At 70.8% G+C, this 16,632-nt stretch carries 18 protein-coding genes; 8 read left to right on the top strand and 10 right to left on the bottom strand.

Translation table 11 applies throughout. The features are described 5' to 3' along the window. Positions 1-190 precede the first annotated feature (190 nt). A complete protein-coding gene (gene mraZ / locus DNK54_RS01220) occupies positions 191-619 on the bottom strand; it encodes a division/cell wall cluster transcriptional repressor MraZ (RefSeq protein WP_110205137.1) in 429 nt (142 codons plus the stop codon). 422 nt (positions 620-1,041) lie between these two features. Here mraZ and DNK54_RS01215 point away from each other — a divergent pair, with 422 nt between their 5' ends. Genes DNK54_RS01215 through DNK54_RS01205 form a run of 3 tightly spaced genes read left to right on the top strand, consistent with a single transcriptional unit; the run spans position 1,042 to position 5,590 of the window. Continuing rightward, positions 1,042-2,001, top strand: coding sequence for an AAA family ATPase (locus tag DNK54_RS01215; protein WP_110205136.1), 960 nt, complete (start codon positions 1,042-1,044; stop codon positions 1,999-2,001). A 5-nt stretch (positions 2,002-2,006) separates the two neighbouring features. Then, the gene (locus tag DNK54_RS01210) at positions 2,007-3,275 is read left to right on the top strand and encodes a DUF58 domain-containing protein (RefSeq protein WP_110205135.1); all 1,269 of its coding nucleotides are present in this window, start codon (positions 2,007-2,009) and stop codon (positions 3,273-3,275) included. Next, positions 3,272-5,590 carry a transglutaminase TgpA family protein gene (locus DNK54_RS01205; protein WP_110205134.1) on the top strand — a complete coding sequence of 773 codons (2,319 nt, stop codon included), beginning with the start codon at positions 3,272-3,274 and terminating at the stop codon, positions 5,588-5,590. Before DNK54_RS01210 ends, DNK54_RS01205 begins: the two co-directional genes overlap by 4 nt. Before the next feature lie 4 nt (positions 5,591-5,594). Here DNK54_RS01205 and DNK54_RS01200 read toward each other — a convergent pair whose 3' ends face one another. From DNK54_RS01200 to DNK54_RS01190, 3 genes are all read right to left on the bottom strand, one after another. Beyond that, entirely contained in the window at positions 5,595-6,014 is a 420-nt protein-coding gene (locus tag DNK54_RS01200; RefSeq protein WP_110205133.1) for a DUF3040 domain-containing protein, read from the bottom strand. Positions 6,015-6,143: 129 nt separating this feature from the next. After that, entirely contained in the window at positions 6,144-6,863 is a 720-nt protein-coding gene (locus DNK54_RS01195) for a methyltransferase (protein WP_110205132.1), read from the bottom strand. Positions 6,864-6,872: 9 nt separating this feature from the next. Continuing rightward, positions 6,873-7,277, bottom strand: a complete 405-nt coding sequence (locus DNK54_RS01190) for an SAV_6107 family HEPN domain-containing protein (RefSeq protein ID WP_110205131.1) — start codon at positions 7,275-7,277, stop codon at positions 6,873-6,875. A gap of 222 nt (positions 7,278-7,499) precedes the next feature. On the opposite strand from DNK54_RS01190, the gene DNK54_RS01185 reads away from it, so the two are divergent. Genes DNK54_RS01185 through DNK54_RS01170 form a run of 4 tightly spaced genes read left to right on the top strand, consistent with a single transcriptional unit; the run spans position 7,500 to position 10,290 of the window. Further along, positions 7,500-7,997: a YbaK/EbsC family protein gene (locus tag DNK54_RS01185; protein WP_110205130.1), complete on the top strand. Its 498-nt coding sequence runs from the start codon at positions 7,500-7,502 to the stop codon at positions 7,995-7,997. Continuing rightward, on the top strand, positions 7,997-8,359 hold the full coding sequence (locus tag DNK54_RS01180; RefSeq protein ID WP_110205129.1) for an ArsC/Spx/MgsR family protein: 363 nt from the start codon (positions 7,997-7,999) through the stop codon (positions 8,357-8,359). The genes DNK54_RS01185 and DNK54_RS01180 overlap by 1 nt, the downstream gene beginning before the upstream one ends. Before the next feature lies 1 nt (position 8,360). Beyond that, positions 8,361-8,951, top strand: a complete 591-nt coding sequence (locus tag DNK54_RS01175) for a DUF4126 domain-containing protein (protein ID WP_110205128.1) — start codon at positions 8,361-8,363, stop codon at positions 8,949-8,951. Between the two features lie 34 nt (positions 8,952-8,985). Continuing rightward, entirely contained in the window at positions 8,986-10,290 is a 1,305-nt protein-coding gene (locus tag DNK54_RS01170; protein WP_110205127.1) for a phytoene desaturase family protein, read from the top strand. Positions 10,291-10,301: 11 nt separating this feature from the next. Here the strand turns inward: DNK54_RS01170 and DNK54_RS01165 are convergent, their stop codons facing one another. Together DNK54_RS01165 and metF are read right to left on the bottom strand one after the other, a co-directional pair. Further along, the gene (locus DNK54_RS01165) at positions 10,302-10,904 is read right to left on the bottom strand and encodes an SIMPL domain-containing protein (RefSeq protein ID WP_110205126.1); all 603 of its coding nucleotides are present in this window, start codon (positions 10,902-10,904) and stop codon (positions 10,302-10,304) included. A 74-nt stretch (positions 10,905-10,978) separates the two neighbouring features. Next, positions 10,979-11,869, bottom strand: a complete 891-nt coding sequence (gene metF, locus DNK54_RS01160; protein WP_110205751.1) for a methylenetetrahydrofolate reductase [NAD(P)H] — start codon at positions 11,867-11,869, stop codon at positions 10,979-10,981. 131 nt (positions 11,870-12,000) lie between these two features. Here metF and DNK54_RS01155 point away from each other — a divergent pair, with 131 nt between their 5' ends. Then, positions 12,001-13,077 (top strand): polyprenyl synthetase family protein, encoded by a 1,077-nt coding sequence (locus DNK54_RS01155; protein WP_110205125.1) that lies wholly within the window; start codon positions 12,001-12,003, stop codon positions 13,075-13,077. A gap of 38 nt (positions 13,078-13,115) precedes the next feature. Here the strand turns inward: DNK54_RS01155 and DNK54_RS01150 are convergent, their stop codons facing one another. Genes DNK54_RS01150 through DNK54_RS01135 form a run of 4 tightly spaced genes read right to left on the bottom strand, consistent with a single transcriptional unit; the run spans position 13,116 to position 16,550 of the window. Then, positions 13,116-13,481, bottom strand: a complete 366-nt coding sequence (locus tag DNK54_RS01150) for a GtrA family protein (RefSeq protein WP_162602259.1) — start codon at positions 13,479-13,481, stop codon at positions 13,116-13,118. A gap of 26 nt (positions 13,482-13,507) precedes the next feature. Then, positions 13,508-14,488 (bottom strand): glycosyltransferase family 2 protein, encoded by a 981-nt coding sequence (locus DNK54_RS01145; protein WP_110205123.1) that lies wholly within the window; start codon positions 14,486-14,488, stop codon positions 13,508-13,510. A gap of 41 nt (positions 14,489-14,529) precedes the next feature. Further along, the gene (locus tag DNK54_RS01140; RefSeq protein WP_110205122.1) at positions 14,530-16,011 is read right to left on the bottom strand and encodes a hypothetical protein; all 1,482 of its coding nucleotides are present in this window, start codon (positions 16,009-16,011) and stop codon (positions 14,530-14,532) included. Then, on the bottom strand, positions 16,008-16,550 hold the full coding sequence (locus tag DNK54_RS01135) for a hypothetical protein (RefSeq protein ID WP_110205121.1): 543 nt from the start codon (positions 16,548-16,550) through the stop codon (positions 16,008-16,010). Before DNK54_RS01135 ends, DNK54_RS01140 begins: the two co-directional genes overlap by 4 nt. Positions 16,551-16,632 lie beyond the last annotated feature (82 nt).

Raw genomic sequence — 16,632 nt, 5'->3', positions numbered from 1 at the left:
GCTTCATGGTGTCGACCCCTGGCGGTTGAGTGGTGGTGTGGGTGGTTCACCTCGCCAGGTCCCTGCCCGCTCCCTCCTGGGGGAAGTCGTCGTCTGGAACCGGGGAAGGTGCCCCAGAAGACGTAGATGGGAGCGGGCGCGAGACCTCGCGTTGTGAACCAGTTGTGGAGTTGTGGCTGGTGGGCGTCCCTCAGAAGCCGGGGAACACCTCGTCACTGATCTCGGAGAACCGGTCCTCCTGCTCCTCGGAGTAGCTCCGCCACGCAGTCGGGTCCCAGATCTCCAGCCGGTTCATCGCGCCGATGACCATCACCTCGCGGTTGATCGACGCGTACTCCCGCAGCACCTGCGGCAGCGTGATCCGCCCCTGCTTGTCGGGGGTCTCCTGAGAGGCCGCCGAGAAGAGCATGCGGATGTAGTCGCGTGCACCCCGATTGGTCATCGGGGCCTCGCGGAGTCGCTCCGTGAGGGTGGCGAAGTCGGCGAGCGACCAGACGGTCAAGCACCTCTCCTGCCCTCGTGTCACCACGAGCCCCTCCTTGAGTTCGTCCCTGAATTTCGCCGGGAGGAAGAGCCGGCCCTTGTCGTCGAGCTTCGGGGTGAAGGTGCCGAAGAACATCGGTCACCTTCCCTTCAGCGCCATTCTTCCTCCACTTCCCACCACTTTACGCCACTTTCCCCCACCGTCAACCAGGTTAGGCGTGTCTTCGCGCCTGATTTCGTGGCTCTCGGCGATGGCTCTGCCGCGTGCGCCACCAGGGCCGCACGACCGGACGCTGCGCTCAGCGGCGGCGTACGCAGGCTCGGTGGAGCACCGGGGAGGGCGATCCGGAGCGACCGGTGGAGCGAAGTGGAGCGGAAGGTGGGGAATCACCCACCCGTGCGCCCCGGGGAACCGGTCCCGGGCCGGCCGGCAGGGAGCGCCGGTGGCGTGGCGGGGAGGTCGCAACGATCTGGTCGCGATGCGGGGAGCACTCGCCGCCCCCCAGCCCTTGCGCCGTACGGTTGACTCTCACGCAAACGACGGCGAGCGGAGAAGACGTGACAGCGGTGGCAGGCGACCTGGACGCGGTGGGCCGCGTGGCGAACCGCATCCGCGACAACATCGAGGCGGTCATCGAGGGCAAGACAGATGTGGTGCGCACCGCGATCACCGTGTTGCTGGCCCAGGGCCACCTGCTGATCGAGGACGTGCCCGGCGTCGGCAAGACCATGCTGAGCAAGGCGCTCGCACGCTCGGTGGACGCGACGGTCCGTCGGATCCAGTTCACCCCGGACCTGCTCCCCTCGGACGTGACCGGCGTCAGCGTCTTCAACCAGGAGACGCGGGAGTTCGAGTTCCGCCCCGGTGGAGTCTTCGCGAACATCGTGGTCGGCGACGAGATCAACCGCGCGTCGCCGAAGACGCAGTCGGCGCTGCTGGAGTGCATGGAGGAGCAGCAGGTCACCGTCGACAACACGACCTACCCGCTGCACACGCCGTTCATGGTCGTCGCCACCCAGAACCCGATCGAGATGGAGGGCACCTACGCCCTGCCGGAGGCACAGCGCGATCGCTTCATGGCCCGCGTCTCGATGGGCTACCCCGTCCCCGCCGCCGAGATCGCCATGCTCGTCGCGCACGCCGGCGCCGCCCCGCTCGACGACCTGGAGCCGGTCACCGACACCGGAGAGATCGCCAAGCTGATCGCCGCGGTCAACACCGTGCACACCGCGGACGCCGTGCTGCGGCACGCGGTTGCCATCACGACGGCCACCCGGAGCACGCCGGAGCTCACCCTGGGCGCCTCGCCCCGGGCGACGCTCCACCTGGTGCGGGCCGCCAAGGCCAGCGCAGCCCTGAGCGGCCGCGGATACGTGATCCCCGATGATCTGACCGCGATGGCCGGGCCGGTCCTCGCCCACCGGCTGATGCCCAGCGTGGAGGCCGCCATGACGGGCCGCACCGTCGAGGCGATCCTTGCGGAGATCGTGGCAGCAGTGCCGGTCCCCGGGCCCTGATCCACGTGCGTACCGGACTCCAGGGACTCACCACCCGCGGCCGTTCGTTCCTCGCCGCGGGAATCACGGCGGCCAGCGCCTCACTGGTGCTCGGGCAGCCCGCCCTGCTCCGGATAGGCCTGCTGCTGGCCCTCCTCCCCCTTGCCTGCGCCGTGGTGGTCGGGCGCACTCGACTCGACGTCCGTCTCGAGCGAAGCGTGCATCCGTTGCTGGTCAGCGCCGGCCAGCCGGCCGAGGTCCGGCTGACGCTGGTCAACCAAGCACGCCGGTCCACCGGGCTGCTGCTGCTGGAGGAGCGACTGCCGTACGCACTCGGCACCCGACCCCGCTTCGTGCTTGCCGGGATGCGCTCAGGAGAGTCGCGGTCGGTGAGCTACCAGGTCCGCTCCGATGTGCGTGGGCGCTTCGAGATCGGGCCGCTCACCGTCGGCATCGGCGACCCCTTCGGGCTCGTCGAGATCCACCGTCAGGTCCCGGGGAGCATCGCGCTCGTCGTGACGCCACGGACGGTGCCACTGCCCGACATCCCGGTAGGCGGCATGTGGACCGGCACGGGCGACAACCGGCCTCGCGCCTTCACCGTCGGCAGCGCCGAGGACGTCACCGTGCGTGACTACAGGATCGGCGACGACCTGCGCCGTGTGCACTGGCGCAGCAGCGCTCGGCGCGGCGAGCTGATGGTGCGGCGCGAGGAGCAGCCCTGGCAGTCCCGAGCGACCGTCCTGCTCGACAATCGGGCCTCCGCGCACCGCGGCGTCGGTGCCGCCTCCTCGCTGGAGGCGGCCGTGCTGCACGCCGCGTCGATCGCCACCCACCTGGCCGGCCACGGGTTCCACGTCCGTCTCGTGACGGCAGACGGGTCGGATCCGGAGCTGGCCTGGCACGACCGCACCGCACCCCAGAGCACCGCGGCGCTGCTCGAGTCCCTGGCCGTCCTGCAGCAGACGCGCCAGCCGCACCTGACCACCGACTGGCTGGTCGAGCAGCATCAAGGAGCCCTGCTCATCGCCCTGTTCGGCCAGCTCGACGAGCATGACCACGCCGCACTCCGCCGGATGCGGCTGCACGGCACCCGCCCGATGGCCCTCGCGCTCGACGTCGAGCAGTGGCACCGCGGCGGGGCCGGCGGCGATGCAGCCTGGCTCTCCGGGCTCGGCTGGTCCGCCGTCACCGTCCGGCCGGGCGACCCGCTGCCGGCGCTGTGGCACGAGCTCGGCCGTCGCTCCCGGCAGCGCCCCGGGCGCGCCACCGGGCTCTCCGGAGGGAACCGATGAGCCGGCGCCCCCTCCTCCACTCACTGCCCCTGGCCGTCGTCGCGGCACTCACCACCTGGGTCGCCTTCTGGTCGTGGGGAAGCTTCTTCGAGTTGCCCGGCGACTTCCTGCGCCCGCTCGCCGGCGGGATCCTGCTCGTGGGGCTGGTCGGCGTCGCCGCCCGGGCAGCGCACCTCCCCCTCCTTCTGGTGGCGAGCTGCCAGCTGCTCACGGTCTTCCTGACCGCCAACGTGGCCTGGGGCAGCTCCCCGTGGCCGACACCGCGATCACTCACCCACACGGTGCGCCAGGTCGACACCTCCGTCGACGCCCTCACCACCTGGGCACCTCCCGTGCCAGCCTCCACCGACGCGGCCCTGGTCGTACCGCTGCTCGGGGCACTGGTGCTGTATCTGCTCGTCGACCTGCTCGCGGTGACCCTCGGACGCGCCCCCCTGGCCGGGCTCCCCCTGCTGGCCGTGCAGACCGTGCCGATCAGCGTGCTCGACGACGGCGTGAGCTGGATCGTGTTCACAGCGACGGCGGCCTGCTTCCTCGGGCTGCTCTGTCTTCAGGAGGGCTTGCGCGTGGGTTCGTGGGGCCGGCACTTCGGCAGCCCTCGCGACAACGACCTCCTGCGCGCGCTCAACGGCGTGGACCCCGGGCGGCATCCCCTCGCGATCGGCTCCGTGGTGGTGCTGCTCGCCGTCGTGCTGCCACTGCTGATGCCGAGCTACCGGGTCGCACTGCTGCCCGGCGGCAGCGGGGGCGCCGGCGACAACGACGTGCGCATCACCAACCCGATCGCCGACCTGCACCGCGACCTGGATCGTGGCGAGGACATTCCGTTGCTCCAGGTCACCACGACTGGTGAGCGGCCGACGTACCTGCGGATCTCGGCACTCACCCAGTTCAGCGGGGTGACCTGGACGCCGGGCAACCGCGACCTGCCGGCCGCCAACGCGGCCGACGGCAACGTCCCCGACCCGCCGGGCCTGTCTGCGTCGGTACGTCGCGACGAGCGCGCGATGGCGGTCCAGGTGCGCAAGCAGTTCTCCTCGCTGTGGCTGCCCACGCCGCTGTCGGTCTCGGAGGTCACCGCAGGCGACGACTGGCGCTACGACCGCGCGATCATGGACTTCCACAGCGCCGACAACTCCATCACCACCGCCGGCATCTCCTACGACCTCGTGGAGTCCCGGCCCCTGATCGAGCGCGAAGAGCTCATCCGGGCCCGCCCGGCGCCGTACTCGGTGCTCACCGAGTACACCAAGCTCCCCGACGACCTGCCCCGGATCGTCGACGACCTCGCGCGCGACGTCACCCAGGGCGAGGCGTCCGACTACGACAAGGCCGTCGCGCTCCAGGAGTGGTTCCGCTCCCCGGAGAACTTCACCTACTCCCTGGAGAAGGAGGAAGGAGCGGTGATCGGCAACGGCAACGCCGCGCTCGAGCGCTTCCTCTCCCCCGAGGGCCGGGTCGGCTACTGCGAGCAGTTCTCAGCAGCGATGGCGCTGATGGCCCGGAGCCTCGGCATCCCCGCGCGGGTGTCTGTCGGCTTCCTGCGTCCCGACCGCGTCGGCCCCAACACCTACGAGTTCAGCAGCCACGACCTGCATGCCTGGCCGGAGCTGTGGTTCGACGGATTCGGCTGGGTGCTCTTCGAGCCCACCCCTCAGGACCGGGCCACGCAGGTGCCGGAGTACACCCGCGGCGGCGAGGGGCCGGACAATCCCGACCCCAGCCAGAGCGCCTCGCCGTCGACCAGCTCCTCGGCGACCGCGCAACCCACGACGCGGCCGACCCGGGCCCCCGAGGTCCCCGAGTCGACGGGCCAGACGGCCCCGGAGCAGGAGCGGCGGGGCGGCCCCTGGCTGCTCGGGCTGGTTCCTCTCGCCCTCGTACTGCTGGTGGCCCCCCTCGTGCCCGGATTGCTCCGTCGCCGACGTACCCGTCGCCGCCTGGCCGAGGGCACCGTCGAGGCCGCCTGGCTCGAGCTGCGCGACACCGCCATCGACCTCGGCCGGAGCTGGCCGGAAGGCCGTAGCCCACGCACGACCGGCCGGGAGGCGATGGCGTGGCTGGGTGCTGTGCCGCCCGCTCCGGGTGAACAGCGTCCGGCCACCGGTCCGCTGGAGAACCCGGACGCGGCCCGCGCCCTGGACCAGCTGGTGGGACGGCTGGAGCAGGCCCGCTACGCAGCCGATGCCGGCGACGACGACTCCGCCGAGCTCACCGCTCAGGTCCGCACGGTCGCCGCGGCCCTGGCAGCCGGAGCAACTCCGCGGGTACGCCGCCGAGCACGCTGGCTCCCGGCCTCCCTCTTCACCCGTTGAAGGATCAGAAGCCCTGGTCGCGCCGACGGCGCCAGCGCTCCTCCATCCGGTCCATGAAGGAGCCGTGGGAGCGGGCTCGCGCCTTGCGACCACCATCGATCACGCTGAAGCCGGTGTGCCGGGTGGTCCGACCGGCACTCGGGGCGGGGGCGTGGCTCTGGCCGCGCAGCGCGGTGAGGCCGAAGGTGGCCGAGCCGAGCATGACGACGAAGCCGACGACGCCGACCGCGATCTGCTCGGTGATGGCCCCCGTCATCAGGACGGCGATGCCGAGCACGAAGATGACGCCGGCGAGCACGGCGCGGCGGCGGGCGATCTGCCGGAAGGTGGTGCCACGCAGCGTCGAGGCGAACTTGGGGTCCTCCTCGGAGAGGGCGCGCTCCATCTGCTCGAGCAGTCTCAGCTCCTCTTCAGAGAGTGGCACGTCTTCCTCCCAACTGCGCGACGCCCCCGCGTGAAGCGTTTCTCCAAGTCTAGGCAGCCGAACTCAAACGTGGTAGTCGCATCCACCGATTGACCCGAGATCGGGTCGATCGCGGACGATCCCACCCCCTCAGCGGGTGGCGACCACGTGCACCTGGGTGGCCAGCGGAAGGAACTCAGGGCGTCGCGCAACCGCGGTCTCCAGGTCGATCAGCGCCTGGGTGGAACCGGCCTCGAGGTCGAGGAGCGACCCCGGCACGAGGTCAGCGAAGACCCGCACTCCGCGCGGCTGCCCGGGCGTGAACCCAGCGTCGCCGAGCAGGCCCACGACCTCGTCGGCCGTGAACCGCCGGCGTACGCCGCGCCCCGGGTCGGGCTCGTCACCGTCGAGCAGCGCAAGCGCCTGGCCGAAGTGTCCGGCCATCGCCCTCGCCACCACGGCGGCATGCCGCTGGGCGACGATCAGGCTGAGCGCGCCGCCGGGACGCAGCACGTCGTAGATCCTGGACAGCGCCTCGACCGGGTCGGCCAGCACGTCGAGCACGCCGTGGCACAGCACCAGGTCGACGCTTCCTCCGCCGACCATCCCGGCGAGATCGGCGATGTCACCCTGCCGCCCGACCACGCGGTCCGCCACACCGGCCTCCGCCGCCCGTCGAGCCAGAGCAGCCAACGCGTCGGGGCTCGGGTCCACCACCGTCACCCGCAGCCCACGTTCGGCGACCGGAACCGCGAATCCTCCGGTGCCTCCGCCGATGTCCACCACGTCGCCTGCATCGGCAAGCACCTCGGCCAGGTCGTCCCAGACAACGGCTGTGCGGGCAGCGGCCCGGCGCTCGGCAGCAGACATGAGCCCAGACTAGTGGGGGCCGTGCGGCAGCAGTCCCAGGGCGCGCTCCACGACAGCGAGGAACCGATCGGCCTCACGCACCAGGTCGTCCGCCTCACGCGCACTGACCGCTCGGCTCGATCCAGCCTCCACCGCCGCCCGCTTCGAGGCACCCGCGGCGAAGAGGCTCGCCCACTCCTCGAGCTCCGGCGCCACCTGGCACAGCAGCACCCATGCGTTCAGCTGCCTCCGGCCCGGGCGCCCGGGCCGGGCGCGTGCGGCGATCAGGGCGGAGGCGGCACGCAACGCCGCGACATGCGCGCAGGCGTAACGGTCGGGGACTTCGTCGGCGACGATCGCCTCGCGAAGCGACTCGGCAGAGCGCTCCAGGCAGGCGAGCACGTTCGGCGGCAGCGCATGCACACTGCCGATCATCCAAGGCCTCCGAGCACCTGCTGCGGGTCGTCGTACGTGCGCATCCTTCTGCTCCTTCACCGAGCCGTGGACTGAGACCGACCCTGACCGACCCTGGCCGAGCGTCGGTGGGGGTGCGGGTCGAGGACACCCCCACCGACTTCGAACAACTGTTCGAACATCGAGAACGTTACTCGCACCTCCCGACACAACTCAACCCCGGAACCTCCTAATCTTGGGGACATGACCGAGCCTGGGGACCTGACCACGGACCAGAGATCCGAACACCCGTCGATCGCCCGCTTCCGCGCGGCGCTGGCCGCGCAGGGCGGCACCGGCGAGATCCGCGTGCTGCCCGACTCGGTGCACACCGCCGCCCTGGCAGCGGAGGCGCTCGGCTGCGAGGTCGGTGCCATCGCCAACAGCCTCCTCTTCGACAGCGAGGGCTCCCCCGTCCTGATCCTGACCAGCGGCGCCCACCGCGTGGACACGGCGCAGGTCGCCGCACGCACGGGTCCGCTGAAACGCGCCAAACCCGAGTTCGTCAAGGCGCACACCGGGCAGGTCATCGGCGGCGTCTCACCGATCGCCCACCCCAGCCCCGTGCCGACCTGGATCGACACGGCTCTCCGCGGCTATCCCGTCCTCTGGGCGGCAGCCGGTCATCCCGCAGCGGTCTTCAGCACCACGTTCGACGAGCTGGTCACCCTGACCGGCGCCCAGGAAATCGAGGTCAACTGATGGAGATCTGGATCAACCCCGCCTGCTCGAAGTGCCGCACCGCGGTGTCGACGCTCGACAAGGCCGGCGCCGCCTACACCCAGCGCCGCTACCTCGAGGAGCCACCGACGGTCGACGAGATCGAGGAGGTCCTCGTCCGCCTCGGCCTGGAGCCGTGGGACATCGTGCGCACTGGGGAACCGGTCGCCAAGGAGATCGGCCTGAAGGAGCTTCCGAAGGACGCCGAGCACCGCGACCGGTGGGTCGCCGCGATGGCCGCGCACCCGAAGCTCATCCAGCGACCGATCATCACCCTCGACGACGGCACCGCCGTGGTCGCCCGCGACCCGGAGACGCTGGCCCGCGTGGTCGAAGGCTCCTGAGGTGGAGTCCCTGGCACTGGTCTTCTCCAGTGGCTGGGCCAGCGGCGTCAACGCCTACCTGGTGGTACTGGTGCTCGGCACCGCCGAGCGCCTCGGATACGACCAGGCACCGGCGGTGCTCGGGCGCTGGGACGTGCTCCTGGTGGCCGGGCTCCTCTTCACCATGGAGTTCGTCGCCGACAAGGTGCCGCTGATCGACTCGACCTGGGACGCGCTCTCGACCGCTGTCCGCCCGACGATCGGCGCGGTGATCGGCGTGCTGCTGGCCGGGCAGGCCGACAGTCTCAGCGCGGCCGTCGCCGGCGTGGTCGGCGGCGGCACCGCACTGGCCTCGCACCTGGTCAAGATGGGCGGGAGGCTGGCCATCAACACCTCGCCGGAGCCGGTGACGAACACGATCGCGAGCACCACGGAGGATCTCGCGGTCCTCGCGGTCGTCTGGTTCGCGCTGGAGCACCCGGAGATCGCCGCCGTCATCGCCGCCGTCCTCCTCGTGATGGGAGCCGTGCTGCTGTGGTTCGCGGTGAACCTGATCCGGCGCGGCCTGAGCCGCTGGCGCTCCCGCCGCTCCGGCGTACGGCCGGTCGGCTGAGTACCCCGGAACGTCAACCCTTAGGGTTCGCTCCATGGCACGCGTCGTGGTGATCGGAGGCGGCTTCGGCGGCATGGCATCCGCGGCGCGGTTGGCCAAGCGAGGGCACGAGGTCACCCTGCTGGAACGGCTGCCCACCCTCGGCGGAGCACTCGGCTTCGTCGAGTCGGAGGGCTTCGCCTGGGAGGCCGGCCCCAGCAGCACCCTGCTGCCGGCGGTGGTCCGAGACCTCTTCCGCAAGTCCGGGCGCCCCTTGGAGCGAGAGCTCGACCTGGTGCCGCGAGAGATCATCCGGGAGCATCACTTCGCCGACGGCAGCTCAGTCGCCCTGCCGGGCGGCTCCCGGGCCGCCCAGATCGCCGCGATCGACGAGCTCAAGCCGGGGCTCGGAGACCAATGGGCGGCGTACGTCGAGCGGTTCGCCGACGACTGGGACGTGCTCCGGCGCAACTACTTCGAACGGCCCTGGCGCCCCGAGGTGACCGACAAGGCCGTCGTCGACCGGATCACCACCCGCGAGACCGTCGCCAAGCGGGTGAAGAAGGCGTTCAAGGACGACCGGTTGCGGCTGCTCGCCACCCACCCGTTCGTCTTCGAGGGGCACGACCCACGCGACGTACCGGCCTGGGCGGGGGTGGTCTCCTACCTGGAGCAGAACTTCGGAGCCTGGACGGTCCCTGGCGGCATGGGGCTGCTCAGCCAGGCGATGGCGGACCGGTTGGCGACACGGAGGGTCGACGTCCGGACCTCGACACCCGCGACCGACATCGTCGTCAGCGAGGGACGAGCGGTCGCCGTGGCCACCGACGCCGGGGAGATCGACGCCGACCATGTGGTCTGCGCCATCGACCCACGTCAGCTGCCCGCCCTCGCCGACCATGTCAAGCGCACCCTGCCCGCGATCCCCCCGGTGGTCTGCCACCTCGGCCTCACCGGCGACGACCTGCCCGACCTGCCTGCCGAGGCCGTCTATCACGGCGACCCGATGCTGGTCGTGCGGGCCGGGGTCCGCGCGCCCGACGGCGGGCGCGCCGTGACGATCCTGGGCCGCGGCCTGCTGTCGGAGGACATCGTGATCGCACTGGTACGCCGCGGCCTCAACCTGCGCCCCCACGTCGAGGTCCGCATGGACATGTCGCCGCGCACCCAGGTCGAGCAGTGGCGAACCTCCCCGATGGGCGTGCTGTGGCAGGGCCGCTCGACCCTGCGCGACCGGCTCAGCACACGCACTCCGATCCCCGGTGTGTACGCCGCGGGAGCGCACGCGACCCCCGGCGCTGGCCTCCCCTACGTGGGGCTCTCGGGGGCGTTGGTGGCGCAGGAGATCGGCGACGCCTGAGCGTCGATGCCTCAGTCGACGAGCCGCCAGGTGATCCGCAGCGCGGCCGAGAGCTCGGTCTCTCCCGGCACCAGCGGTGCCGAGGCGACCATCCGCTTGAGAGCCACCCCACCGTGGTCGGCGACCTCCTCGACGGAGAGCACAGGCCCTAGCTGGCCGTCGGCGAGATCGGCCAGCTGCTCGGCACGCCGCTCAGCGTCCAACCACGCCGCCTCCCGCGCTCGTTCTAGTGCGGCGAGCGGGTCCGCGACCTCCACGGAGACACCCTCGATCTGGAGACCCTCGTCCAGCCCGGCGACCAGAGCATCGATCAGCGCACCGGCCGCCTCGAGGTCGGGACAGTGCCCGACCAGGCCGCGTCGTGCCTCGAAGCTCCGCACCGTCTGCTCCCCCACGGTGCGCTCTTGCGGCCAGAGGCTGACCTCGTGCGCGGCGTACCTGCCTGCTGGCAGGTGCTCGCTCATCGTGCGGACCGCTCGCATCACCAGGTCGGAGACCTCGGCCCAAGCCGCAGCGACGGTCGCCCGGCTGACGGCGACCGACGCCCGCACGACGGCGGTGTCGGGGACGGCGACTGCGGCTCCGCGGCCCACCACGGTCAGAGTGCGCTCCATCCCCGCAGCCTATTTCGAGCCGCCGGCTCGAGACAACAGGGAGCCGCGCGGCCCCTCGTGGCGGCGTGCCCTGGTCAGGCGGTGATCTGCAGGGCCTCGAAGATCTCCAGCGTCGCCTTCGACCGGTTCAGCGTGTAGAAGTGCAGCCCCGGGGCGCCGCCGGCCAGGAGCTCGTCGCAGAGCTCGGCAGCGATGCGGATCCCTTCGGCCCGCACCGCGGTCGGATCGCCGTCGTAGGCGCTGATCCGGGCGACGAGATCGTCGGGAACGCTGGTGCCGATGAGCTCACCCTGCCGGCGGATCGCGTTGAGGTTCAGGATCGGCATGATGCCGGGCAGGATCGGGATGTCGACCCCGCGCGCACGGACCCGCTCCACCAGGGCGAAGTAGTCGGCGGCGCGGAAGAACATCTGCGTCACGGCGAAGTCCGCGCCGGCCTTGGCCTTCGCCACCAGCACATCAGCGTCGGCATCGAGCGATGCGGCAGACGGGTGCCCCTCGGGGAACGCGGCGACCCCGACGCGGAAGTCGCCGCGGGACCGGACCAGGTCGACCAGGTCGACGGCGTAGTTGAGGCCGCCGTCGGTCGGCGTCCAGTCGGCACGCGGCCCCTCCTGCGGATCGCCGCGCAGTGCCATCACGTGGTTGACGCCCTCCGCCTCGTAGGCGTCGAGGATTCCTTCGAGCTCGTTCCGGGTGTGGCCCACGCAGGTCAGGTGCGCCATCGGCAGCAGGCTCGTCTCGCGGGCGATCCGGCCGGTGATCGCGACGGTCTTGTCACGGGTGCTGCCACCGGCGCCGTAGGTCACCGAGACGAAGGTCGGCCGATAAGGCTCGAGCTCCTGGATCGCCTTCCACAGCTGGGCCTCCCCGGCCTCGTCCTTGGGCGGGAAGAACTCGAAGGAGAAGGAACGTCCACCGTTGCGGACCAACTCCCCGATGTGACGAGACTCGTGCGCTGCCATGCGCCGAAGCATAGGTTGCAGTGGGCAGCAAAGCGGCCGATGTCCAAGAAAAGGGCGGTCCACCGCGTACGGCGCTCCCGGAGTCGAGCCCGGAGGCGCGGCGCCTGCCGCCGATCACTAGGCTCGAACCCGTGACCGCCGACTCCGCCCATGACGTGGCCGCCTTCGCCGAGCAGATCCAGCAGACCCTCGACTCCTTCCTCGAGGAGCAGACCGGGCGCTTGGCGCCCCTCGGCCCCGATGCAGACCTGCTGCTGGCGGAGGCCCGCACCGCCCTCGCCGGCGGCAAGCGCCTGCGCGCGGCCTTCTGCTGGTGGGGCCACGCCGCGATCTCCGAGATCGGCGATGACGACCGTGAGGCCGTGCTGCGGGCCTGCTCCGCGCTCGAGCTCCTGCATGCCAGTGCCCTGGTCCACGACGACTACATGGACGCCTCCGACACCCGGCGCGGTCGACCCGCGACCCACCGTGCCTTCGCGACCCGGCACCAGGAGCAGGGCCTGCCCGGGGATCCCGAGCAGTACGGCGCTGCCGCCGCCATTCTGCTGGGTGACCTGCTGCTCACCTGGGCCGACGAGCTGCTCCGCCGTTGCGGACTGCCGGCCGAGCGCGTCGCGGCCGCCCTGGACGTCTTCGACGTCTGCCGCTCCGAGGTGGTCGCCGGCCAGTTCCTCGACGTCTCCGTACAGGCTCGCGGGCATGCCGACGTCGCCACCGCGATGACCGTGCTGCGCTTCAAGTCGGCGAAGTACTCCGTCGAGCGACCACTTCACGTCGGTGCCGCACTGGCCGGCGCGACGCCGGTGCAGGTGGAGGCCCTGACCGCCTACGGCCTGCCGCTCGGCGAGGCGTTCCAGCTCCGCGACGACCAGCTCGGCGTCTTCGGCGACCCCGAGGTGACGGGCAAGCCGGCCGGGGACGACCTGGTCGAGGGCAAGCGCACCGTCCTGGTGGCGCACGCGCTGGACGGCCTGGCGGGCGACGACCGGGAGCGCCTCGACTCCGCTCTCGGCACCGAGCTGACCGACGCCGAGGTCGCCGAGCTGCGCGGACTGATCCGCGCCTCCGGTGCTGCCGACCGCGTCGAGGCGCTGATCGACGAGCTCACCGCGACCTCGCTGCGCGCCCTTGCCGACGGCCCCTTCCGCGACGAGGCACGCGCGTCTCTGCGCCAGCTCGCCAACGCCGCCACCCGCCGTACCGTCTGATCCCTCCGCAACGTCATGCGTTGCGGCGGGCGAGAGGGTCAAGCCTCGCGGTGCTGCACCGGCCAGACGACGAAGCGGTAGGCGAGGAAGTTCACTACGAAGCTGACACCGATCGCCAGGAACTTCACGACGGCGATCTGGTCGACGACCTCGAGCAGCAGATGGATGACGATCGGCTGCAGCACCCACATGGTGGTGCCGGTGGTCGCCAGGAAGAGGGCCGCCGACCGCAGGGTCGGGCGTTGCGCGCGGAAGGTGAAGCGGCCGTTGACCAGGAAGCTGAAGGTCATGCCCGCACTGGTGGAGACGAAGTTCGCCACAGCGATCCCCCACCACGGCTCGAAGAGCAGGAACAGGAAGAAGTCGATCGCCGTGTTGACCACGCCGACGGCGGCGAACCGCACGACCGTGCGGCTCAGCAGCTCGCGGATCAGCGGGACTCCTCCCGCCGGTCACCCCGGGCAGCGAGCGCCACCGAGTAGAGCGGCCGGTCCTGCACCTCGACGTACACCCGCCCCAGGTAGCTGCCGATCACGCCCATCATGATCAGCTGCAGGCCACTGAGCAGGAACATGCCGACCCCGAGGAAAGCCCAACCGGGTACGGCGCTCTCCGGGTCGAGGACCCGCACCCCGAAGACGTAGAGGGCCAGCAGCAGGCTGATGCCGGAGATGGCGAACCCGAGACGCGAGATCATCCGCAGCGGCATGGTCGAGAAGCCGAGGATGCCGTTGGCGGCGAACTTCAGCATCTTCTTCAGCGGGTACCCGGTCGTGCCGGCGTGACGCTGGTCGCGGTCGAAGAGCAGCGCCTCCTGACGGAAGCCGACGTGCGCCACGATGCCGCGCAGGAACCGCTCATGCTCGCGGTAGCGGGAGACCTCGGCGACGACCTTGCGATCCATGAGGCGGAAGTCCCCGACGTTGCGCGGGATCTCGATGGAGGCCAGCCGATCAAGCGTCCAGTAGAACAGCCAGGCGGTGGAACGCTTGAAGACGCTGTCCTGCCGGCTCCGGCGCTGCGCGTAGACGACGTCGACGCCGCCCTCCCACATGCCGATCATCTCCATGCTCACCCGCGGCGGGTCCTGGAGGTCGGTGTCCATGATGATCACCGCGTCCGCATCTCCCACGGCGTCCAGTCCGGCGGTGACCGCCATCTGGTGCCCGTAGTTGCGCGACAGGCTGATCACACTCACCCGAGGGTCGTCGGCCCGCAGAGCCAGCAGCCGGTCGAGCGAGTCGTCCCTGGAGCCGTCGTTGACGTAGACGAACTCGAAGTCGAGGTCGGGCCTGCCTGCGGTGGCCTCGAGGATCGCGTCGTGGAAGACCGCGATGTTCTCCGCCTCCTCGTACACAGGCAGCACGTAGGCGACCTTGCGGCGGACGGACCGCTCCGGTGTCACGCTCATCCCTCTCCTCTCTCGGTGGCTGTCGTCATGATGCGATGGCGTCAGACCGCCAGTATCGCCAACACCACCGGCACTGCCACGAATCCGGCCACCAGCAGCCACTGCACCCGGTCGAGCCACCGGGCCGTCGTCACTGCTCCCGGCCCGCTGTAGTCCGGCAGGTCGACGAGCTCCTCGACCTGGCCGCGGCGACGGGAGCGCCACTCTCCGACCAGCAGCACGCAGCCGAGGCCGAACATGGGGGCGGCGGTCGTCCAGTAGCGGGCGCCGGCGATGTGCACGAAGGGTTGCAACAGCAGCGCGCCGATGCCGAGCTTGATCACGATCGCCGACCAACGATTCTCGAACGAGGCGCGAAAGACGGTCAGCATCATGGCGAGCACGAGCAGCAGGACGGCGTAGAACATCACCGTCGTCGTGCCCGCGATGGCCCAGTACGCCGCGTCCTTGCCCGCGTTGGGAGGCTGCAGGTGGATCGCGAACCCGCCGGGCTTGAACAGGTAGGCCTTGGTGTTGGTGAAGACGTCGCGCGCGTAGCTGTGCGCGGTCACGTCGCGGCGCGCGTACTCCGACATCTGGTTGAGCATCTCGACCTCACCGACGCCAGTCGCCCGGGAGACCTCACGGGCATAGCGCACCGGGGTGAACCAGATGGTGCTCGTCGGATCGCAGGGGCCGAAGCAGAGCTGGGAACGGTCGCCGAAGGTGTTGGCCCGGACCGTGCCCACCGTCGTGGTGGTGATCACCCGGTCGTCGAGCGCCTTCGACGCCGTGATCGACCACGGCGCCAGCACCGCAAGGAAGACTCCCCCTGCCAGCACCATCGCGGCGAAGCCCTGGAGCCGGGCGCGCCCGCGCAGCAGGAAGAGGATCGCCAGTCCGACCACCAGGCAGAGACCGACCGACAGGACCGAGGCCGAGGAACGGAAGTAGACCACCAGGATCGCCAGCAGGCCGAGCCGCGCGCCCTCCGACCAGGTGGGCGGGACGCCCTGCCGGACGCGGCGCAGGACCGGCACCAGCAGACAGAGGAACCAGAGCACCATGATGCCCGCGGTCAGGTCGCCCCAGGCTGCGTAGGAGAACGACGACCACATCGGCACCAGGCCCGGGAAGATCGCCAGCCCCACGGCGTACCGGACCCCGAAGGTACGCCGGACCGCCAGCACCGCGCCGACCGACAGGAGCAGCGAGACCACCCCGAGGTAGCCGCGGATCATCTGCAGGGATGCGTCCGGATCGACCACGAAGAGCGGCGCACAGAGGAACATCATGCCGGGCATGAACCAGCCGCTGCTGACCACGTTGCGCGAGAGCTCGGCCGTGTCGAGCGCCCGGAACCCCACCAGGTCGCGCAACGCGTTGGAGAGCGCCCGGCCGCCGTTGACATAGGAGGTCTCGTCGCCGATCAGCTCGGCATGCATGACCTGCGGATAGACCGCGAGCTTGATCAGCACATGGGCGAGAAGGAGCCCCACCAGGAGCTGGTCACCGCGGGAGAGGGCACGCAGCCGGCCGATCACCGGTCCACCCCCCGGGCGAAGCGCTTGGTGGTGAACCTGTCGGAGCAGACGGGGTCGTCGGACTGGGCCGGGATCGACGGCAGGTCGAACCGCACGTTGCCCTGCACCGCGACGTCGGCGGCGACGTCGAGCGGCTGGATCTGCCACGAGACCGGCCCGACACCGGGCTTGCGCACCGTCGCGGACAGCGGCTCGTCTGCGACCACGGTGAACCCGGCACGGGTGAACGCCTCGAGCAGGCCCGCGCGCGCCTCATCGGCACCGATGAGGTCGTACTGCAGGAGCAGGTGCCGACGGGTCCCCTCCGGAGTGTCGACGTCGGTGTCCCAGCGCACCTGGAAGGGAAAGTCGAAGTGCACACCGTCCGGCAGCGGGTAGCAGCCGGTGTCCAGCGCCGCCTGCTGCAGCGGCGGCCGGTAGTTGCCTGTCGGCTCGGCGCGACCGAACGAGTTGCTGAACGCTGCGATCACGAGCGCGACGGCGGCCAGCAGCATCCAGACGACGCGCCGGCGCGGCGGGTGGGCAGACGCGGTGGGCACGATGGGAGATCGTAACCGGCGGCTCCGACACCTACCGCATCCGACTCGACACCGTGTGTCGGCTCACAGCCACCCCGCGGGA

Origin of the sequence: Nocardioides daejeonensis, assembly GCF_003194585.1 — a bacterium.
In the GTDB taxonomy this organism is placed as follows: domain Bacteria; phylum Actinomycetota; class Actinomycetes; order Propionibacteriales; family Nocardioidaceae; genus Nocardioides; species Nocardioides daejeonensis.
This window is presented reverse-complemented; position numbering and strand designations above follow the sequence as displayed.